The sequence below is a fragment of the Roseateles sp. genome (assembly GCF_052436255.1).
Classification (GTDB): domain Bacteria; phylum Pseudomonadota; class Gammaproteobacteria; order Burkholderiales; family Burkholderiaceae_C; genus Pelomonas.
In genome coordinates, this window is the sequence record NZ_JBQVNP010000063.1 from 1 (window position 1) to 19767 (window position 19767).

At 67.6% G+C, this 19767-nt stretch carries 21 protein-coding genes; 9 read left to right on the forward strand and 12 right to left on the reverse strand.

Features of this window, described 5'->3' with window-relative positions:
* The 5 genes from ACT6S0_RS15180 to ACT6S0_RS15200 form a co-directional block, all read left to right on the forward strand.
* A partial coding sequence (locus tag ACT6S0_RS15180) for an NAD(P)(+) transhydrogenase (Re/Si-specific) subunit beta (protein ID WP_444764640.1) occupies positions 1-435 on the forward strand: 435 nt, incomplete at its 5' end.
* A 97-nt stretch (positions 436-532) separates the two neighbouring features.
* A complete protein-coding gene (locus ACT6S0_RS15185) occupies positions 533-2206 on the forward strand; it encodes a long-chain-fatty-acid--CoA ligase (protein ID WP_444764641.1) in 1674 nt (557 codons plus the stop codon).
* A 70-nt stretch (positions 2207-2276) separates the two neighbouring features.
* A complete protein-coding gene (locus ACT6S0_RS15190) occupies positions 2277-2819 on the forward strand; it encodes a hypothetical protein (RefSeq protein ID WP_444764642.1) in 543 nt (180 codons plus the stop codon).
* 37 nt (positions 2820-2856) lie between these two features.
* A complete protein-coding gene (locus tag ACT6S0_RS15195; RefSeq protein WP_444764643.1) occupies positions 2857-3579 on the forward strand; it encodes a 16S rRNA (uracil(1498)-N(3))-methyltransferase in 723 nt (240 codons plus the stop codon).
* Complete coding sequence (locus ACT6S0_RS15200; protein ID WP_444764644.1) at positions 3576-4739, forward strand: MFS transporter; 1164 nt, start codon at positions 3576-3578, stop codon at positions 4737-4739. The genes ACT6S0_RS15195 and ACT6S0_RS15200 overlap by 4 nt, the downstream gene beginning before the upstream one ends.
* On the opposite strand, the gene ACT6S0_RS15205 is transcribed toward ACT6S0_RS15200, so the two are convergent.
* Together ACT6S0_RS15205 and ACT6S0_RS15210 are read right to left on the reverse strand one after the other, a co-directional pair.
* Positions 4721-5233, reverse strand: a complete 513-nt coding sequence (locus ACT6S0_RS15205) for a hypothetical protein (RefSeq protein ID WP_444764645.1) — start codon at positions 5231-5233, stop codon at positions 4721-4723. The two genes, ACT6S0_RS15200 and ACT6S0_RS15205, sit on opposite strands and share 19 nt — an antisense overlap.
* Positions 5220-6488 (reverse strand): THUMP domain-containing class I SAM-dependent RNA methyltransferase, encoded by a 1269-nt coding sequence (locus ACT6S0_RS15210; RefSeq protein WP_444764646.1) that lies wholly within the window; start codon positions 6486-6488, stop codon positions 5220-5222. The genes ACT6S0_RS15205 and ACT6S0_RS15210 overlap by 14 nt, the downstream gene beginning before the upstream one ends.
* Positions 6489-6545: 57 nt before the next feature.
* Here ACT6S0_RS15210 and ACT6S0_RS15215 point away from each other — a divergent pair, with 57 nt between their 5' ends.
* Positions 6546-7415: an alpha/beta hydrolase gene (locus ACT6S0_RS15215; RefSeq protein WP_444764647.1), complete on the forward strand. Its 870-nt coding sequence runs from the start codon at positions 6546-6548 to the stop codon at positions 7413-7415.
* 38 nt (positions 7416-7453) lie between these two features.
* On the opposite strand, the gene ACT6S0_RS15220 is transcribed toward ACT6S0_RS15215, so the two are convergent.
* The 8 genes from ACT6S0_RS15220 to ACT6S0_RS15255 all read right to left on the reverse strand — a co-directional run bounded on the left by ACT6S0_RS15220 (position 7454) and on the right by ACT6S0_RS15255 (position 14510).
* Complete coding sequence (locus tag ACT6S0_RS15220) at positions 7454-7933, reverse strand: hypothetical protein (protein ID WP_444764648.1); 480 nt, start codon at positions 7931-7933, stop codon at positions 7454-7456.
* Between the two features lie 8 nt (positions 7934-7941).
* Positions 7942-9447 (reverse strand): RNA polymerase factor sigma-54, encoded by a 1506-nt coding sequence (locus ACT6S0_RS15225; protein WP_444764649.1) that lies wholly within the window; start codon positions 9445-9447, stop codon positions 7942-7944.
* Positions 9448-9449: 2 nt separating this feature from the next.
* Positions 9450-10223 (reverse strand): LPS export ABC transporter ATP-binding protein, encoded by a 774-nt coding sequence (lptB, locus tag ACT6S0_RS15230; protein ID WP_444764650.1) that lies wholly within the window; start codon positions 10221-10223, stop codon positions 9450-9452.
* Positions 10223-10840 (reverse strand): lipopolysaccharide transport periplasmic protein LptA, encoded by a 618-nt coding sequence (gene lptA / locus ACT6S0_RS15235; protein WP_444764651.1) that lies wholly within the window; start codon positions 10838-10840, stop codon positions 10223-10225. The genes lptB and lptA overlap by 1 nt, the downstream gene beginning before the upstream one ends.
* Positions 10841-10998: 158 nt before the next feature.
* The gene (locus ACT6S0_RS15240) at positions 10999-11661 is read right to left on the reverse strand and encodes a thiol:disulfide interchange protein DsbA/DsbL (protein ID WP_444764652.1); all 663 of its coding nucleotides are present in this window, start codon (positions 11659-11661) and stop codon (positions 10999-11001) included.
* Between the two features lie 31 nt (positions 11662-11692).
* Positions 11693-12349 carry an SPOR domain-containing protein gene (locus ACT6S0_RS15245; RefSeq protein ID WP_444764653.1) on the reverse strand — a complete coding sequence of 219 codons (657 nt, stop codon included), beginning with the start codon at positions 12347-12349 and terminating at the stop codon, positions 11693-11695.
* Positions 12346-14061: an arginine--tRNA ligase gene (gene argS, locus ACT6S0_RS15250; protein ID WP_444764654.1), complete on the reverse strand. Its 1716-nt coding sequence runs from the start codon at positions 14059-14061 to the stop codon at positions 12346-12348. The genes ACT6S0_RS15245 and argS overlap by 4 nt, the downstream gene beginning before the upstream one ends.
* 62 nt (positions 14062-14123) lie before the next feature.
* Positions 14124-14510 carry a VOC family protein gene (locus ACT6S0_RS15255; protein ID WP_444764655.1) on the reverse strand — a complete coding sequence of 129 codons (387 nt, stop codon included), beginning with the start codon at positions 14508-14510 and terminating at the stop codon, positions 14124-14126.
* 29 nt (positions 14511-14539) lie between these two features.
* Here ACT6S0_RS15255 and ACT6S0_RS15260 point away from each other — a divergent pair, with 29 nt between their 5' ends.
* Positions 14540-15889: a serine/threonine-protein kinase gene (locus ACT6S0_RS15260; protein WP_444764656.1), complete on the forward strand. Its 1350-nt coding sequence runs from the start codon at positions 14540-14542 to the stop codon at positions 15887-15889.
* 92 nt (positions 15890-15981) lie between these two features.
* Complete coding sequence (locus ACT6S0_RS15265; RefSeq protein ID WP_444764657.1) at positions 15982-16287, forward strand: PsiF family protein; 306 nt, start codon at positions 15982-15984, stop codon at positions 16285-16287.
* 196 nt (positions 16288-16483) lie between these two features.
* Here the strand turns inward: ACT6S0_RS15265 and ACT6S0_RS15270 are convergent, their stop codons facing one another.
* Positions 16484-16666: a hypothetical protein gene (locus ACT6S0_RS15270; protein ID WP_444764669.1), complete on the reverse strand. Its 183-nt coding sequence runs from the start codon at positions 16664-16666 to the stop codon at positions 16484-16486.
* On the opposite strand from ACT6S0_RS15270, the gene ACT6S0_RS15275 reads away from it, so the two are divergent.
* Positions 16614-16865 carry a hypothetical protein gene (locus tag ACT6S0_RS15275; RefSeq protein ID WP_444764668.1) on the forward strand — a complete coding sequence of 84 codons (252 nt, stop codon included), beginning with the start codon at positions 16614-16616 and terminating at the stop codon, positions 16863-16865. The genes ACT6S0_RS15270 and ACT6S0_RS15275 overlap by 53 nt on opposite strands.
* On the opposite strand, the gene ACT6S0_RS15280 is transcribed toward ACT6S0_RS15275, so the two are convergent.
* The gene (locus ACT6S0_RS15280) at positions 16765-19764 is read right to left on the reverse strand and encodes a TonB-dependent receptor (protein ID WP_444764658.1); all 3000 of its coding nucleotides are present in this window, start codon (positions 19762-19764) and stop codon (positions 16765-16767) included. The genes ACT6S0_RS15275 and ACT6S0_RS15280 overlap by 101 nt on opposite strands.
* Between the last annotated feature and the right edge of the window lie 3 nt (positions 19765-19767).

Genomic DNA, 19767 nt, shown 5'->3' on the forward strand with positions numbered 1-19767 from the left:
GTCGCGCGCGCCCAGCACGCGGTGAAGGAGCTGGCCGCCAAGCTCACCGAGAAGGGCATCACCGTCAAGTACGCCATCCATCCGGTGGCCGGCCGCATGCCGGGCCATATGAACGTGCTGCTGGCCGAGGCCGAGGTGCCCTACGACCAGGTCTTCGAGATGGAGGACATCAACGGCGAGTTCGGCCAGGTCGACGTGGCCATCATCCTGGGCGCCAACGACGTCGTGAACCCGGCCGCGCACGTGAAGGGCAGCGCCATCTACGGCATGCCGATTCTTGAGGCCTACAAGGCCAAGACCATCATCGTCAACAAGCGCTCAATGGCCGCCGGCTATGCGGGCCTGGACAACGAACTCTTCTACATGGACAAGACCATGATGGTGTTTGGCGATGCGAAGAAGGTCGTCGAGGACATGCTCAAGGCTGTCGAGTGATCGTGGCGCGGCCCGCAAGGCCGCGCTATCGAATCCCCTGACCCGTCCGCTGTCAGCCTTCGGTCAGAATCGTGGCCAACCAAGAAGGAGACAAGGCATGGAGCCGATCTGGCTGAAGCATTACCCGGCCGAGGTGCCGCGCGACGTCAACACCTCGCTCTACCCCAGCCTCGTCGACCTGCTCGACACCGGGTTCAAGAAGCATGCCGACAAGCCCGCCTATCTGATGATGGGCAAGAGCATCAGCTTCGCGCAGGTGGATGAGGCCTCGCGCGCCTTTGCCGCCTATCTGCAGAGCCTGGGCCTTGAGAAGGGCGACCGCGTCGCGCTGATGATGCCCAACCTGTTCCAGTACCCGGTGGCCGTGGCTGCCGTGCTACGGGCGGGTTATGTGGTCGTCAACGTGAACCCGCTGTACACGCCGCGCGAGCTGGAGCACCAGCTCAAGGACTCGGGCGCCAAAGCCATCGTCATCATCGAGAACTTCGCCGCGGTGCTGCAGCAGGTGATCCGCGCGGTGCCCACCAAGCACATCATCCTGGCGGCGATGGGCGACATGCTGGGCATGGTCAAGGGCGCCATCGTCAACTACGTGGTGCGCAATGTGAAGAAGATGGTGCCGGCCTTCGAACTGCCGGGTGCCGTCCGCTTCAACGACGCGTTAGCCAAGGGCCGCGGCCTGACCTACAAGGCGCCCAAGTTGGGTCCGGACGACATCGCCGTGCTGCAGTACACCGGCGGCACCACGGGCGTGTCCAAGGGCGCCGTGCTGCTGCACCGCAACCTGGTCGCCAACATCCTGCAGAACGAGGCCTGGTACCAGCCGGCGCTCAAGAAAGTGCCCAAGGGTGAACAGATCGTCACCATCTGCGCGCTGCCGCTGTATCACATCTTCGGCTTCAACGCGAACATGATGCTGTCCATGCACATGGGCGGCGCCAATGTGCTGATCCCCAATCCGCGCGACCTGCCGGCCGTGTTCAAGGAGCTGTCGCAACACCGCTTCCACAGCTTCCCGGCGGTCAACACGCTGTTCATGGCGATGGCCAACCACCCGGAGTTCGGCTCGGTGGACTGGAGCAAGCTCGTCATCTCGGTGGGCGGCGGCATGGCGGTATTGCAGGCCACGGCCAAGCTGTGGCTGGACAAGACCGGCTGCCCCATCGTCGAGGGCTATGGCCTGTCGGAGACCTCGCCCACGGCCACCTGCAACCCGACAGACAGCACGGCGTACAGCGGCACCATTGGCCTGCCGCTGCCGTTGACCGAGATGAAGCTGCTGGACGACGACGGCAACGAAGTGCCGATGGGCCAGCCCGGCGAGATCGCCATCAAGGGCCCGCAGGTCATGGCCGGCTACTGGCAGCGGCCCGACGAGACGGCCAAGGTCATGACGGCCGACGGTTTCTTCCGCACCGGTGATATCGGCACCGTCGATGAACGCGGTTACTTCAAGATCGTCGATCGCAAGAAGGACATGATCCTCGTCAGCGGTTTCAATGTGTATCCGACCGAGGTCGAAGACGTCCTCACCCAGATGCCCGGCATCCTTGAATGCGCCGCCGTCGGCGTGCCGGACGCCAAGGCCGGCGAGGCCGTGAAGGTGGTCATCGTGAAGAAAGACCCGAATGTGACCGAGGCCGATGTGCGGGCCTATTGCGAAGCCAACCTGACCGGCTACAAACGACCCAGGATCGTTGAGTTCCGTACCGAGCTGCCGAAGACACCCGTTGGCAAGATCCTCCGCAGGGAGTTGCGGGACAAGAGCTGAATACCGATCCCCGATGACCTGCGCGCGCTGATCCCGCGCGTGGGTGAGGCCCCCAAAAGTGCTCGACCTGTTGCATTCCAAAACCGAAACCGGCCGCGCCGAGATCCGCGCGCGGACGCTGCCGTTGTCGCGCACCGCGCGCAATCTTTTGCTCGTGCTGGACGCGAGCAAGACGGCCGGCGAATGGCTGCGCCTGGTCACCGGCGCGACCGAGGCCGACCTCGTGACGCTGCGCGAGCATGGGCTGATCGCGCCGCAGAACGCGGCCGGCCAGGCGCTGGCACCCCAGCCGGCGCCTCCTGCGCCTGGGCCCGGGGCCTCTGCCCCGGTTGCCGCACCGCCGCCCGCCGCGGCACCCGCTGCGACGCCCTTCGGCCAGGCCGCTGCGGGCGGCTCACCGCTGCTGGACCGTGCGGCCCTGTACACCTATCTGAGCGGCGAGGCGACCAAGCTTCTCGGCCCCTTCAAGGGCTATGCCTTCGCGCTGGAGGTCGAGCGCGCCGACAGCCTCGCCACCTTGCAGGGCCTGGCGCTGCAGCTCGTCGAGCGGGTGCACAAGGCCAAGGGAGAAGCCGCCGCCGCCGCCGTGCGCGACGCGCTCGGCCTGCGCTGAGGGACACTCGCGGCCCGTCCTCCCACGAGCCGCTCACTTGCCCCGATTTTTCGTCGACACCCCGCTCGCCCCGCTGAGTTCTGGCGGCGAGTTCACGCTGCCGCCCGGAGCGGCCCGCCATGTCCAGGTGCTGCGCCTGCAGCCCGGTGACGCTCTGACGCTGTTCGACGGCAGCGGTCCCGAATGGCAGGCCGAGGTCACGGCCATGGGCCGCAGCACCGTCGGCGTGCGCCTGATCGAGGCCGTGCAGCCGCAGCGCGAACTGGCCCTTGCGGTGACGCTGGCCGTCGTCATGCCGGCCAATGACCGCATGGACTTCCTTGTCGAGAAGGCCACCGAGCTGGGTGCCGCGGCGCTGCAGCCGCTGGTGGCTGAGCGCTCGGTGCTGCGCCTGTCGAGTGAGCGCGCCGACAAGAAGCGCGCGCACTGGCAGGGCGTGGCCATCGCCGCGGCCGAGCAAAGCGGTCGCACGGTGCCGACACGCATCGAGCCCGTTCTGCCGCTGGCGAGCTGGCTGGCATCGCTGGCGCCACGCGACGACGAATGGCGCGGCCTGCTGAGCCCGCGTGCCGCCCGGCCGCTGGAGGCCTTCGCGCAGCAGCGTGCGCTGTTCCTCAGCGGCCCTGAGGGCGGCCTGAGCGAGGCCGAGGAAGACGCCGCGCGCGCGCGCGGCTTCGTAACCGTCACGCTCGGCCCGCGCATCCTGCGTGCGGACACCGCGCCGCTGGCCGTGCTGTCGTGGCTCGCGTTGACCGCATGAACAGGAAGCTCGCCCTGCTCGTCCTGGCCCAGGGCCTTTTTCTCACCAACAACATCTGCTTCATGGCCATCAATGGCCTGGTCGGCCTGGCGCTGGCACCGCGGCCGTGGATGGCGACGCTGCCGATCTGCGCCTACGTGGCTGGCGGTGCGCTCACGGCGCGCATGGTCGGCCGCCACCAGCTGCGCTTCGGGCGGCGGCGCGGCTTCCAGATCGGCCTGGGCGTGGCCTTCGTCAGCTGCGGGGCGTCGCTGTGGAGCGTGCTGCACCAGCAGTTCTGGGGCGTCGTCCTTGCGACGCTGGTCGCTGGCTACTACACCGCCAATGCGGCGCTGTACCGCTTTGCGGCCACGGAACTCGTCGCGCCCGACAAGCGCGAGACGGCGATCTCCTGGGTGTTGGGCGGCGGCTGCCTGGGCGCCATCCTCGGTCCCTGGCTGGCGGGCGCCAGCAAGGACCTGCTGGCCGCGCCATTCGCGGGTGCCTATCTGCTGCTGATGGGCGTCGCGCTGGCGGGCCTGGTGCTGATCTCGCTGATCGACTTTCCCGCGCTCGTCCAGCCCGCGCCCGGCGCCGGTGGCCGCAGCGGTGGCGAGCTGGCGCGCCAGCCGGTCTTCCTGGTGGCGCTGGCGGCGAGTGCGCTCGGTTACGGCGTCATGAACCTGCTGATGGCCGCCACGCCGATTGCGATGGGCCAGTGCGGCCTGCCCTTTGCCGACGCCAGCCTGGTGCTGCAGTGGCATGTGCTGGGCATGTTCGTGCCGAGCTTCTTCACGGGCTCGCTGATCAAGCGTGTGGGCGTCCAACCCGTCATGTGGGCCGGCGTGGCCCTCAACCTCGGCTGCGTCGCTTTCGCGCTGTCGGGCCAGGAGCTGCACCACTTCCTGGGCGCGCTGCTGCTGCTGGGCATCGGCTGGAACTTCCTCTACATCGGCGGCACGACGCTGTTCACTCAGGCCTACCGCCCCGAGGAAAAAACGCGCGCGCAAGGCCTGCTGGACACCGGCGTCTACGCGACCATGACGCTGACCGCGTTCTCGTCCGGCGCCCTCGTCACGACCGGCGGCTGGCAGTGGATGAACTGGGCCAGCCTGGTGCCCATCGCGCTATGCGCTGCGGCCCTGGCGGGGCTGGCGGCCCATCAGCGGCGGTCGTGCTGAAGGTAGTCGCTGGCCATCTGTTGGCCGAGCATGTCGGGCTTCAGGCGCGGTAGCGCCTTCAGGTCCAGGTCTCGCTGCGTGACGAACAGCGGCGCGCCGATGCGCAGGCCGACCAGGGCGCCGCCTTCGCCGAGCTGGGGCAGCAGCGGGTAGACGCGCAGGCGCAGCACCAGCGTGTCGTGCTGGTCGGCAAAGACGGCGGTCTCCGCCAGCGTGGCGCAGCGCAGGCGGTCGGCCTGCTGCAGCAGTTCAATGCCGGCTGCTTCAGGGTCGATCTGCGTGCTGGACGCCGTCATCGCCACGGCGCGCCGGCCATCGGCATCCAGCGCGTTGGCCACCGCGGCGTTGAAGCGCTCAAGCAGCGCGTCCCAGTCGGGCCCGCCGCTCAGCGGCGGGTTGCGGCCCTGGCCGAAGACCAGCGTGCAGGGTGCGGCCTGGGCCGCGATCGCGGCCGACGCGAGCACCACCGCGGCGATCAGCTCACGCGGGCGCATCGCCCTCGGTGACCTTGCGTGCCGAGCCCTTGACCAGGTCGAAGCGGAACAGCCGGCATTCGATGGGCCCGTTCCACATCGGCACGCGGCGTGACTCCTTGAGCCGCATCTTGCTGGGCAGCTTCATGTCGGGGCTCAGCATCCAGGCCGTCCAGCCGGCCGGGTTGCCGGTGTACTGGCGCTTCCAGTGCGCGGCCAGGCGCGGGAAGAAGTCGTCGCCGCCGTCGAGCTCTTCGGAGCCCTGCGCGTCACGGGACATTGCCGCCTTGCCGCGCACCTCGATGCGCTCGCCATACGGCGGGTTCATCAGGATGCTGCCTGCCATGCCCTCGGGAAGTTGCGGCGCAGGGCGCTCCAGCGCGTCGCCGCCGTTGAACTGGATGTAGGCCGCCACGCCGGCGCGCTCGGCATTGCGGCGCGCGAAGTCGACCATGCGGAAGGCCACGTCGCTGGCGTAGATGGGCACGGCCGGCGCGTGGATGCGTGCACGCGCGGCCTGGGTCATGGCCGCCCAGGTGGTCTTCATCGCGGGCGTGGAAAACGGGATCTGGCGCTCGAAGGCAAAGCGGCGCGTCAGGCCCGGTGCCGAGTCGCAGGCGATCAGTGCCGCTTCGATGGGGATGGTGCCCGAGCCGCAGCAGGGGTCGTGCAGCGCAGAATCACCGCGCCAGCCGGCGGCCGCCAGCATGGCGGCGGCCAGCGTCTCCTTCAGCGGTGCATCGCCCTTGTCGACGCGCCAGCCGCGCTTGAACAGCGGCTCGCCCGAGGTGTCCACATAAAGCGCCGCGCGCTCGGGGCCGACGTGCAGCAGCACCGGCAGGTCGGGGGACTGCGTGTCCACGCTGGGGCGCTCGCCGGTGTGCTCGCGCAACTGGTCGCAGATCGCGTCCTTGATGCGCAGCGTCGTGAAGTTCAGGCTCTTCAGCGGCGAGCGCTGCGCGATGGTGTCGACGCGGATCGTCTCGCGGGGGGTGATCCAGTCGCGCCAGTCGACGCGCCGCGCCAGTGCATAGAGGTCTTCCTCATGCCGGTAGGGGCCTTCGATCAGCTCGACCAGCACACGCTGCGCGAGCCGGCTCTCGAGGTTGATGCGCATGACATCTTCGGCCGTGCCGATCAGGCCGCAGCCGCCGCGCAGAGGCTCCACCTTGCTGCGCACGCCGGGCGGCAAAAAGCGCTTGAGCTCTTCTTCGAGCAGGGGTTCCACGCCACCGGCGCAGGACACGAACAGGGACAGTTTGTTGGGCAGGCTCACGGGCGCGATTGTCGCCGCGCATAAACTGGACAGCGTTATCCCAAACCGACGCAAGCCATGAAGCGAATCCTCCTGACCCTGGCCTTTCTGTTCAGCGCGCTTCAGGCACATGCCGCCGACCCGGCGCCGGCCTACCCCGCGCATACCGTGCCGGGCTCGCTGCTGCGCGCGCTGCCCAAGAACGCCGACGGCCGCACCTACCAGTTGCACATCCATCTTCCGGCGTCATTCGCCAAGGAACCCCAGCGCCGCTACCCGGTGCTGTACGTAACCGATGGCTATTGGGACTTCGCCACCGTCGTCAGCTCCTACAACAACCTGAACTACGACAAGGTGGTGCCCGAGTTCATCACCGTGGGCCTGGGTTATGCCGGCGACAACCTCGACTACGGCGCCCTGCGTGCCTGGGAGCTGTCGCCGGTGCGCCTGGGGCCGTTGGCCTTTGGCACTGGCCATGCCGACAAGTTCATCGCCTCCCTGGAGAGGGACATCTTCCCGCTGCTGGAGCGCGACTATCGCGGCGACCCGGCCCAGCGCTATCTGGCCGGCAGTTCGCTCGGCGGCCTGTTCGCGCTGCATGCGATGTATGCGAAGCCCGATCTTTTCAAGGGCTACATCGCCGCGAGCCCGGCGGTCGTCATGGGCAATGACTGGATCATCGGCAAGGCCAAGGCCTATGCCGCCACCGGCAAGCCGATCAACGCGCGGTTGTACGTGACCGGCGCCGAGTACGAATGGCCGGGCTTCCTGGCCGGCATCAAGCGTTACCAGGCGCTGCTGCCGACGCTCAAGCACGCGGGGCTGGTGTTCCAGAACCGCACCATCGACGGCGAGCGGCATGCCGGCACGAAGGCCGAGAGTTACACACGCGGCATGCGCTTCGTGTTCGAGCCGCTGGCACCGGAGACCGGGATGTCGAAGGACTGAGGAGGCCATCCGGCGCGGGCCGGACCCACGAGCACGCCTCAGCGCGCCCTGACGACCCGGACCTGGAAGGGAACGCCCTCGATCTCCAGATAGAACGCGCCAAGCAGGCCGCGGTGAACGATGACCTTCGGGTCCTGCAGCTCGTACAGCGCCTCGCTGTCGTCGGCGACGCGCCACACCTGGCCGTTCTCCAACGCCAGCCGCTGGTTGGGCCGCCAGCCTGCGAACTTGCCCAGAATGCGGCTTTCGATGCGTTTGAGTGCCGGTGTGCCGGCGGGTGACCTGACCGACTCCTGCCCGAACTTCGCCGCCGAGTCGACGGCGACCGGCGCAGCCGGTGCTGCGGCGGACGGCGTTTGGTCGTTCGGTAGCTTCATCGCGTCGTAGCAGGCCACCCGACGGGCCAGATCGGCCAGCTGCCGGCAGGCCTTCACATCCTCGACGAGGCCTTGGGCCCCCGCAGCGTGGCTGGCGAACGAGGCGGCCAGCAGGATCGTGATGGACAGGACTCGTGACATCGAAGCTCCTACATCGCTTTGCGCAAATTGGCCGGGGCGATCTTCATCCCCTCGCGGTACTTGGCCACCGTGCGCCGCGCGCACTGGATACCTTGCTCCTCCAGCATCGCGGCCAGCGCGCTGTCGGACAGCGGCTTCTTGATGTCCTCGGCGGCGACAAACTGCTTGATCAGCGCGCGCACCGCCGTGCTGGACGCCTCGCCGCCGGCTTCGGTGGACAAACCCGAGCCGAAGAAATACTTCAGTTCGAAGGTGCCCCAGCTGGTGGCCATGTACTTGGCCGTCGTCACGCGCGAGATGGTGGATTCGTGCAGGCCCAGCTCGTCGGCGATCTCCCGCAGCACCAGGGGCTTCATCGCCAGCTCGCCATGGGTGAAGAAGCCGCGCTGGCGCTCGACGATGGCCGTGCTGACGCGCAGGATGGTGTCGAAGCGCTGCTGGATGTTCTTGATGAACCAGCGCGCCTCCTGCAGCTGCCCGCCCAGCGGCGAGTTGCTGATGCCGCCGCGCGTGGCGCGCAGCGCGTTGGCGTAGAGATCGTTGATGCGCAGCTTGGGCGCCACCTCGGGGTTGAGCATGACGCGGAACTCGCGGCCTACCTTGCGGACGATGTCGTCGGGCACGACGGCGGCGGCAGCGCCTGCCGCAAAGCGGCGGCCCGGCTTGGGTTCGAGCCGCGTGATCAGCCCCTGGGCCTCGCGCAGCAGCACCTCGTCGGCGCCGGTCTCGGCCATCAGGCGGCGCATGTCGCGGCGCGCCAGCAGCTCCAGATGACCCTTGCAGATCAGGATGGCGGCAGCCTGGGCCGGGCAGCTCTCGCAGGCGCTCAGCTGCAGCACCAGGCACTCGGACAGGTCGCGCGCGCCGATGCCGGCGGGCTCCAGGCTTTGCAGCAGGCGCAGCGAGATGCGCAGCCGGTCCAGCAGCTCCTCGCGGTCGTCTTCGTCCTCGACCAGCGCGGCGGCAATCTCTTCCAGCGGGTCTTCCAGGTAGCCGTCCTCGTTCAATGACTCGATGAGGATCTGCATGACGGCCCGGTCCTCGGCCGACAGGTACATGCCGGCAAGCTGCTGGGCCAGGTGCTCAGCCAGCGTCGTCTCGGCAAACTCCTGGCTCTCGCGTTCGCCGTCGTCGCCGCTGCCGGCGCCTGAGCTGCTGCTGGGCAGCTCGCGGATGCCGTCAAAGTCGTCGCGCTCGGTGCCGTTCTCCCAGTCCTCGCGCTCGGTGCCGCCGAAGTCGTCCGCGCTCAGCTCGGGGGCCTCGGCCACCTCGCCGCTGCTTTCTGACTCACCCGAAGAAGCCTCGGTGCCGACCTCGGCCGGCGCGTTCGCCGCCAGCTCCGGCGTGCTGACGCTGAACTCCTCCTCCGTCTCCAGCAGCGGGTTGCTGGCCAGCATCTGCTCGACTTCCTGGTGCAGCTCCAGCGTGGACAGCTGCAGCAGGCGGATGGATTGCTGCAGTTGGGGCGTCAGCGCCAGATGCTGACTGAGGCGGACCTGCAGGGTCTGCTTCATGGTCACATTCTGAAATGTTCGCCGAGATAGACCTTGCGCACGTCGGCATTGGCCACGATCTCGTCGGGCGTGCCTTCGGCCAGCACGGCGCCCTCGCTGATGATGTAGGCGCGGTCGCAGATGCCCAGCGTCTCGCGCACGTTGTGGTCCGTGATCAGCACGCCGATGCCCCGGCCCTTGAGGAAGCTGATGATGCGCTGGATCTCCAGCACCGCAATCGGGTCGACGCCGGCAAAGGGCTCGTCCAGCAGGATGAAGCGCGGCTGCGTCGCCAGCGCGCGGGCGATCTCGACGCGGCGGCGCTCACCGCCCGACAGCGCGGGCGCGGGGCTGTCGCGCAGGCCGTCGATGGACAGGTCGTGCAGCAGGCCGTTCAGCAACTCGTCGATGCGCGCGCGGGACAGGCTTTTGCCCCGTTCGTCCAACTGCAGCTCCAGCACGGCGCGGATGTTCTGCTCGACGGTCAGCTTGCGGAAGATCGACGCCTCCTGCGGCAGGTAGGACAGGCCCAGCCGCGCGCGGGAGTGGATGGGCAGGCGTTGCACCTCTGCGCCGTCGATGCGGATGATGCCGGCGTCCGATCGCACCAGGCCCACGATCATGTAGAAGCTGGTCGTCTTGCCCGCGCCGTTGGGCCCGAGCAGCCCGACGACCTCGCCGCAATCGACGCGCACATGGACGTCCTTGACGACCTTGCGCACGCCATAGGTCTTGGCCAGGCCCTCGGCTTCGAGCCGGCTGCCGCAGCCTGCTGGGGTCACGGCGTTGTTGCCCATCACGAAGGCTTGCCCGGCTGTAGCGTCGTCGACGGCTTCAACGGCAGGGGAGCGACGGGGGCCGAGGCCGCCTCGTCGCCCGGCTGTGCGCGCGGCATCAGCACGATGCGGGTGCGGCCGTTCGGGTTGGGCGAGGCGCTGCCGCCCTCCAGCGTGAAGACCTCGGTGCGGCTGTCGTAGACGATGACGGCGCCCGTCACTTCCTCGGCCACGGCGGTGCCGCGCAAGCGCCGCACGGTGGCATTGCCGATGAACCGCACGGTCTCGGTCTTGGTGTCGTACTCGACCTGGTCGGCCACGCCGTCGACCGCCTCGCCGGGAATGTCGCGTGCCTGGCGGAAGCTCACCGGCTGGCCGGCCGTGCCGCTGGCATAGGCCTGGTGGTAGCCGTCGCGGGTCTCGCGCACGTCCACCTTCTCGGCCTTCAGCAGCAGGCTGCCCTTGGTGATGATGACGTTGCCCAGCAACTCGGTGCGCTGGTTGACGCCATCGATCCGGCCTTGCTTCTCGGCCGTGAAGATCATTGGCTTGAGCCGGTCGGCCTTCTCCGCCCGGACGGCGGAAGAGGCGAGCGCCAAGACGAGCGCAGGGGCGAGCAGGATCAGGAGGCGTGGCATGGCGGCACGGAAGTTGCAGGCCATTCTAGGGGCCGACCGCCGCTTTGAGCCTTCCCGAGGCGGCAACCGCCCAAGAGAAGCCTGAGGAAATATTTCCGCCCCGCAGCCTTGGCGCGCGGCACCTCTTTGCGCCGTACCGCCCCGGCGTGCCAAGGCGCCTATGCCTTGTTGCGCGCCCGCTGGATCAGGAAGTCGGTGACCTGCAAGGCACGCTGGCCCAGCTCATGCTCGGGCAGGCGCTGGCCGCCGGAGGACTGACTCGGCGAAGTCAGGAAGCGGCCGGCCACGCCGATGCTGGGCACGCCGTCGATGCGATAGGCCTCGGACAGCTTCTCGGCCTGCTGGCACTTGGTCACCACACCGAAGGAGTTGTAGGCCTCCTGGTACTTGGCCGGATCGACGCCCAGCGCGCTGAGGAACTTGGCCTGGCTCTTGGTGTCGTCCAGCGTTTGGCCCTGCTGGTGCATCGCGTTGAAGATGGCGGGCCGCGTCGCGGCTTCCTTGCCCATGGCTTCCAGCGCGTAGAACATGCGCTGGTGGATCTTGACGTTGGCACGGAAGGCCACATGCGCCTTGCGGAAGACGACGTCGGCCGGCAGCTGCTTGGCCCAGGCTTCGATCGCGGGCTCGAAAACATAGCAGTGCGGGCAGCCGTACCAGAAGAACTCGATCACCTCGATCTTGCCCGGCGTCGACGCCAGCGGCGGTTTCAGCGCGAGGTAGTGGCGGCCCTCGACCGGGCCTCCCTGGGCGAGGGCGGTGCCGGTGGCGCCCAGAACGGGCGCGGTGGCGAGCAGAGCTGAGAAATCGCGGCGCTTCATGGCGTCATGCATCCTTAAGGTTCAGACGTGATCAACGTTGTACACGAACGAGGTTGGCCTCAAAGCCTGCACCCTCAATCTTGCGCTGCAGGCCTTCGGCCTCGTCACGGGAGTCAACGGGCCCGAGGCGTACCCGGTAGACAGTGCGCCCGTTTTGTTCGCGTTCCATCACTTTGGCCGTGAAGCCCTGGATGGCCAGTTTGGCCTTCTGCGACTCGGCATCCTCGGTACGGGTGTAGGCACCGGCCTGTACGAAGTAGACATAGGCCTCGGCGCCGGCCGGGGTGGGTGTCGAGGCGGCCGCCGTCACCGGCGATTCGGGCCTGGGTACCGGTTTGGGCAGGGCGCTGACGGCTGCTGCGCTTGCGGCCGCTACGGCCGCGCTGGCCGTCGTGCCGGGCGGGGGCGGGGCGGTCAGCGGCGGCGGGTTGACGACCCCGCTGGCGCTGCGCGCACCCTTGCCGGCCAGCGGCGCATTCGGGTCCCAGTTGCGGTTGCGCTCGGCCTCCTGCGCATCGTGCTCGGCGGTGCGCTGCGGCACCTTGTTGACGAAGGGGATGGGCACCTTGGTGATGTAGAGCGCCACGCCGAGTGCGACGGCGAGGCCGACCAGCAGGCCGACGATCAGCCCGAGGACGAAGCCGCCTTTCTGGTTCTTGGAGCCGGTGGTTTTGGAGGCTGCAGTCATTCGCTGTCCGGGGTTGGCGAAGTTTCGGGAGTGTCGCGGTTCATCTGTTCGGGCGCGCTGACGCCCAGCAGCCCCAAGGCATTGGCCAGCACCTGGCGGGTGGCGGCCAGCAGGGCGACGCGCGCGCGGCTGAGCTCGGGCGCCTGGTCCAGCACGCGTTCGGCAGCGTAATAGGAGTGGTAGGCGCCGGCCAGGTCGCGGGCATAGAAGGCCACGTCATGCGGGGCGATGCCCTCGGCCGCGCCGGTCAGCATGTCGGGGTAGGCGGCAAGCTTGAGCATCAGCGCTTCTTCGGTCGGGGCGGTCAGCAGGCTGAGATCGGCATGGGCAACGCTGCCAACGTCGCCGCCCCACTTGCGGATGACCGAGCAGATGCGCGCATGGGCATATTGCACGTAGAAGACCGGGTTCTCGTCGTTCTGCTTGAGGGCCAGGTCGATGTCGAAGACGAACTCGGTGTCGGCCTTGCGGCTGATCAGGAAGAAGCGCACGGCGTCGCGGCTGGTCCAGTCCACGAGGTCGCGCAGCGTCACATAGCTGCCGGCGCGCTTGGAGATCTTGACCTCCTCGCCGCCCTTCATGACCGTGACCATCTTGTGCAGCACGTAGTCCGGGAAGCCGGGCGGAATGCCCATGTTCACCGCCTGCAGGCCGCCGCGCACGCGGGCGATGGTGCCGTGGTGGTCGGTGCCCTGGATGTTGATGCACTGGGTGTAGCCGCGCTCGAACTTGTTGATGTGGTAGGCGATATCGGGCACGAAGTAGGTGAATCCGCCCTCGCGCTTGCGCATCACGCGGTCCTTGTCGTCCCCGTAGTCGGTGGACTTGAACCACAGCGCGCCGCCTTCCTCATAGGTCTTGCCATTGGCGACGATGCGCTCGACCGCCTTTTCCAGCTGGCCTCCGGCGGAGACGCTGCTCTCCAGGAAATAGCTGTCGAACGTCAGACCGAAGGCCTGCAGGTCCAGGTCCTGCTCGTGGCGCCAGTAGGCGACGGCGAACTGGCGGATGCTGTCGAGGTCGTCGACGTCGCCGCTGGCCGTGAACTCGCGGTCGTCGGCCTTGACGGTCTCGCGCCTGAGGAAGGCGTCGGCAATGTCCTGGATGTAGTCGCCGTTGTAGGCGGCCTCGGGCCATTGCGCGTCGCCGGGCTTGAAGCCTTTCAGGCGCATCTGCGTGGAGTTGGCCAGCGTGGCGATCTGCACGCCGGCGTCGTTGTAATAGAACTCGCGGGTCACGTCGTGGCCCTGGGTCTGGAAGACCGAGCACAACGCATCGCCGAGCGCGGCCTGGCGCGCATGGCCCACGTGCAGCGGGCCGGTCGGGTTGGCCGACACGAACTCGATCATCACGTGCTTGCCGGTGCCCGGTCGGTGGCCGAACTTGGGGCCTGCGGCAAGCACCTCGCCCACGACGGCCTGCTTGGCTTCGGGCTTGAGGCGAATGTTGATGAAGCCGGGGCCGGCGATCTCCAGGGCCTGCACCCAGGTCTGGAAGGCCGGCTTGGCCTGCAGCGCTTCGATCAGGCGTGTGGCCAGCTCTCGCGGGTTGGCCTTGAGTGGCTTGGCCAGCTGCATGGCGGCCGTGCAGGCGAAGTCGCCATGGGCGGCCTGCTTGGGCGATTCAAAGGCCGCGGCGGCGCCTGAGCCGGGGGCGATTTCCTGGAGAGAGTCGGCGAGTGCGGCGAGCAGCGCCTGCTTGGCTTGGATCATGAGGCGATTTTAGGAGGCAGGTCTCGTCCGCCCGGAACGCATCCCTCGGGGAGCCGCATCGGTCAGGGTTGGTGGCAGGCCACGCAGAGCTTGTTGCCCTCCGGATCGTGGAAATAGGCGCCGTAATAGTGTGGGTGGTACTGCGGGCGCAGGCCCGGCGCACCGGTGCAGCGCCCGCCGTGGGCCAGTGCCAGCGCATGAGCGGCGTCGACCTGGGCGCGGCTGTCGGCCAGCAGCGCCACCATCTGGCCGTTGCCGGGTTCGTGCTCGCCGTCAAAGGGCCGGCCGATGATGAGCAGCGGCCTGGGGCCCGGCGTACTTTGCCAGCCGGCCCACGGCCGCGCGGGGTCGCAAAAGCGCTCCGCCACGCCCAGCAGGGCCAGCAGGGGGCGATAGAAGGCCAGTGCGCGCTCGAAGTCGCGGACGCCGAGAAATACGTGGGAGAACAAGGGCTGCACCTCCTTGGGCGGTCCGTATCATGCCCCGCGTGACGACGACGCTTCCCGAAGATCTGCCAGCCCATATCGGCCGCTACAGGGTGCTCAAGCGCCTGGGCGAGGGGGCGACCAGCGATGTCTTCCTGGCGCGCGACCCCTTCCAGGACGTCGATGTCGCCATCAAACGCATGCGCGCCTGGGCGCCGCCGCCGGACGCGCCGGGCAGCGACTTCAGCAACCGTTTCTTCAGCGCCGAGGCGGCGCTGGCCGGGCGGCTGCATCACCCGAATGTGGTCGGCATCCTCGACGCCGTGTCCGAGGCCGCCTCGCCCTACCTCGTCATGGAGTACGTGCCCGGCGTCACGCTCAAGCACTTCTGCCGCAGCGACCGCCTGCTGCCGCTGGACCAGATCGTCGAGCTGGGCTTCAAATGCGCCATGGCGCTGAGCTATGTCTACCGCCAGGGCCTCATCCACCGCGATGTGAAGCCCGCCAACCTGTTGGCCGTGCTCGACCCGGGCGGCCAGGTTGTCGACGTCAAGGTCAGCGACTTCGGCTCGGCGCTCAACCTCAACGCCGACGCGACGCAGATCCACCGCGTCGGCTCCCTCGCCTACATGCCGCCGGAGCAGATCGAAGGCGGCGACGTCGACTGCCGCGCCGACATCTATGCGCTGGGCGCCGTGCTCTATCACCTGATCGGCGGCCGGCCGCCCTTCGATGCGCCGCACCAGATGGCGTTGATGCACCAGATCTACCACCAGCCGCCGCTGCCGCTGGCGGGCCAGCGCCAGGGCGTCTCCGAGGGGCTGGACGCTGTCGTGCTGCGCGCGCTGGCCAAGAGCCCGCACGAGCGCTTTCCCGACTGGGACAGCTTCGCGCAGGCGCTGTCGGCCCTGGTCGCCAGCCAGCAGGTGCCGCTGAACCGGCTGGGCGAGGTGCGCGATTCGGAGCGCTTCAACCTGCTGCGGTCGTTGGAGTTCTTCGCCGACTTCGGCGATGTGCAGCTGTGGGAGGTGGTGCGGCGCGCGCGCTGGCGGCGCTACCCGCTGGGCCATGCCCTCTTCAAGCGCGGGCAGGAGGGCAACAGCTTCCACATCATTGCCCAGGGTGAGGTCGAGGTCTTCCGCGATGGCCGCCAGGTGGCCACACTGGGCACGGGCACATCGGTGGGCGAGATGGCCTACCTGGCGCCCAACCCCGACCTGCGCCGCCATAGCACCGACATCCGCGTCAGCAAGGAGTGCACGACCATCTGCTTCACGCCCGAGTCGGTCGGCCAGCTCAGCCCCGAATGCCAGCACCGCTTCGACCGTGGCTTCATCCGCGTGCTGGTGCGGCGCCTGCACGCGGCCCATGAGGCACTGCATCACCCCCGCCGCATCCTCTGACCGTAGGCCGTGACGCGGTCTCACCGATTGGCAGCCTCGGGCAGGCGTGCTTGAATGACCGGGCCATTCAACCTCCAGAGGAAGGAGACGCCATGAAACGCATCACTCTCGCGATCACGCTTGGCCTGGTTCTTGTCGCTCAAGCTGCCAAGGCCGCCGACAAGGAGGCCACACCACAACAGTCCAAGATGGCCGTCTGTAACAAGGACGCCGGTGACAAGAAGGGCGACGAGCGCAAGGCCTTCATGAAGGAATGCCTGTCCACCAAGTCCGCAGCCACCTCGGCCGGCGTCACGCCCCAGCAGCAGAAGATGAAGACCTGCAACGCCGACGCCAAGGGCAAGACCGGCGACGAACGCAAGGCATTTATGAAGGAATGCCTCCGCGCCAAGAGCTGAGTTGAGTTTGCTCAGGCCGAAGCCACCCGCCGGGTGGCTTCTTGCTTTGGGGATAGGCCTCGTCTGACAGGGCTTCGTCCCGCTGGCTGGCCCCTGCAGCCGCTGCCAGGGACGAAAGTTGAGTCACGGTAAATCGCTCCTCTAAGGAACCGACCATGAACTCAACTTTCACTCCCTCCGAATCCAGCGGCTCCACCTATTGGCGTGTGGCCATCGTGTCGGTCGCCGCTGCGGCGACGCTGGCGCTGACCGCCTGCGCCGGCATGTCGGCACGTGAAACCAGCACCGTTGTCGGTGCCACCGCAGGCGCGGTGGTCGGTGGCGTGGTGACCGGCTCGACCGCCGGCGCCGCTGTAGGCGCTGCAGCCGGCGGCGTCATCGGCAATGAAGTCGCAAAGAAGCGCAATCGCGGAGCGAGGCAGCCGCGGAAGGCAAAGGGCCGGCGAGAGCCGGCCCTTTCTGCTGAACGAACATGCCTCAGAACTTATAGCGTCCTTCCAAGTAGTACTGGCGCCCCGACGAATCGATCTTCTGTTGCTCCAGCTCGCTGTAGCGGTACTGCGCGCGCGTTGGGTTAGTCAGGTTGGTGGCATTGAAGGAAAACTGCAACGCCGGCGTGAAGTTGTAGTTCGCCGAGAACGCCACATTGCTTACGGCTGCTGCCATGGTCGGCGCAACCGGCATGGTCACGCCGCCATAGACCACCGTGCCCTGGCTGGCGCCGGTGGGCGCCGGTGCTGTCGTGCTGGCCACGTACTCGCCGCGGTAGTTGTAGACCAACCGCGCGCTGAAGAGGTTGTTCTCGAAGTAGACGCCGAGGTTCGCCGCCTTTCGTGACGCGCCGATCATTGGGCGGCCATCGGCTACCTTCGTCTCGGCCAGGCTGACGTTGGACGTGAAGCCGAAGCCCGCGCCAATGGGTTGCTCGTAGGCCAGCTCGAAGCCCTGGATACGGGCCTTTTGCTGCGACGTGGTTTGAATCTGGTAGGTCCGCATCATCTCGATTGACGGGTCGAACAGATCGATGGTGGCGCCTTCGCGGAAGACACCGGTCTTGGCATAGCCGTCGATCTGCGAGTCGAAAATGCTGGCCGACACCATGGCCCGGCGGTCGAAGAACCAGGCCACCGACGCATCGACGTTGCGCGCCGTCATCGGCTTGAGCGTGGGGTTGGGACCGTTGACCGTACAGAGGCCGGCATTGCAGGTCCTGCCGCTGAAGCTAGCGCCATAAAGGTTGTAGTTCTGGCGGCCCAGGGTCTGGGACAGGCCGATACGGCCGATCAGATTCCGCGCCAGCTCCACGCGCAGGTTCAGGCTGGGAAGGATGTTGTCAAACACGCGATGCGTGGGCTGCTTGTACCAAGTTTGGCCGTTCGGGTTCCAGACTGCGCCATCGAAGTAGGACAGCGCGTTGCCGGCCGTGGTGATCGCTGTCGGGTAGGCCGCGCACGGCACTTCGGGCTTGCCAGGCTCAGTGCGAGCGCAAATGCCCGCCGGGATGGGCGTGGCGACCATCGCATTCACCGTCGTCTTGACGATGCGAACCCCGATGTTGCCCGACCATTTGTCGCCTTCCAGGTTCTGCATCAAATAGGCCGCGCTCTGCTTCTCCTGCAGTTCGATCTCGGGGCTGATGAAGCGCTCCCATTCCGGCGTGGTCTCCTTGCTGCGCTTGGTGGCGTAGTAGTCGTCGATGACCGCTGTGGGGAAATAGAAGCCGCTGCGGTCCCAGTTGCCGGATCCGCCGAAGCCGTTACCGAAATCGCCCGGGTAGGCCACGGCCAAGGCGGGGTCGAAGGCGGGCACGGCCAGCGTCTTGTTGGCTTTGATGCGGCGGCGGTAGTCGCGGCGGTGGTCGGCATGGCGCGCGCCGAACTCCAGCGAGCTGAAGATGCCGCTGTCCTGTGTGTACTCCGCATCCAGCGCGAGGCTGGTTTCACGGTCCACGGTGTGATGGCGGTTAGCGCCGTTGGCCGTGAAGATGCTGTGGCCGCTGCCATCGGCATTGCGCACCGGCACATTGGCGCCGGCACCGTGGATACGGAAGTCCGGCGCTTCGCCCAGGCCGTTGTACTTGTAGGACACGCCGGTGCCGTAGCGGGTGAAGGAGATCACGCGGTCGGCCTCGGTGGTGCCTTCGCCGCGCGTGGTGCTCAGCAGGCCCCTGAGCTTGAGGTTCTCGCTGGCCTGGTACTTGAAGTCGAAGTCCAGGAAGCCGCTGCTGGCGCTGGCGCCCGCGCGGTTGGCGTGCTCGGTATCGCCGATGTACTGCGGAGTGGTGCCCGGCGCAAAGACGATGTCTGCACCCTGCAGCACCTTGAGCTTGTGGCCGTAGAGCGTGGTCTGCTCGACGATGACGGGGTTCTTGATCTGCGCGTAGACACGCTGGCCGTTCGAACTGGTCAGCGGCGTCGCGCCGCCTTGCGGGCCAGCCAGGCCGCGCAGCATGCTGTTGAGCGCATTGGAGCGCAGGCGGCCGTAGTTGGCGGCATTCATCTTGGACATGAAGCCCGTCACGCCCAGGTCGAGCTGGGCGGTCGGGCGGAACTGAAGCGCCAGCATGCCGCCCTTGCGGTCGCGCACGCCCTCGACAAATTCGGTGGCGATGCTGCCCGGCATGCGCACGCCGTTCAAGGCGGCGGCGGTGTAGCCCGAGCCGGCCAGCGTTGCGTCGGTGACGCCCAGCATGGTAGCCGTGTTGACGATGTCCCAGCCGAAGACTCCGTAGCCGTTGCTGGAGATGGAGTCGCGGCGCACATAGCGCTTCTCGGCAAAGACCTGGGCGATCAGGCCGAAGTTGTTGGCCTCGTTCTTCCAGTTGATGCTGGCATTGAGCTGCGGGCTGGTCTTGCCAGGCAGATCGGCATGGACGGCGCCGGCGCTGACCACGCCGCCGAAGCCGGCCTTTTGTTCCAGCGGCTTGCGGGTGGTGACGTTGATGGTGCCGGCGAGGCCGCCGTCGACGATATTGGCCTGCGAGGTCTTGTAGACGGTGGCACTGTTGAGCACCGAGGAAGGCATCAACGACAGGCTGGTGGAGCGGCTGCTGGACATCTGGTCGGCAATGAACCAGTCGCCGCCCGAGACCGTGTGGCCGTTGAACAGGATCAGGCTCATGTCGGGGTTGGTGCCGCGCATGGACACCTTCTCGGCCTCGTCGTAGTCGGTGCGCACGGCGACGCCGACGACGCGCTGCAGCGAGTCGGCCAGGTTCTTGTCGGGCATCTTGCCGACGTCCACGGCGGTGATGACGTCGACGTTGGCGGAGGCATCGCGCTTGAGCGTCAAGGCCAGTTCCGCAGCGGCGCGCAAGCCAGTGACGGTCACGATCTGGAGCTGCTGCGCCGTGTTGCGAACGGGCGCCGAAGCGGGGGCATCCGGTGCCGCTGCGGCCTGCTGGGCGACGGCCGCGCCGTGCAGGCTCAGCAGCAAGCTGGCCAGGCCAACTGCGATGGGCGTAGGCTTAAATTTCATGTC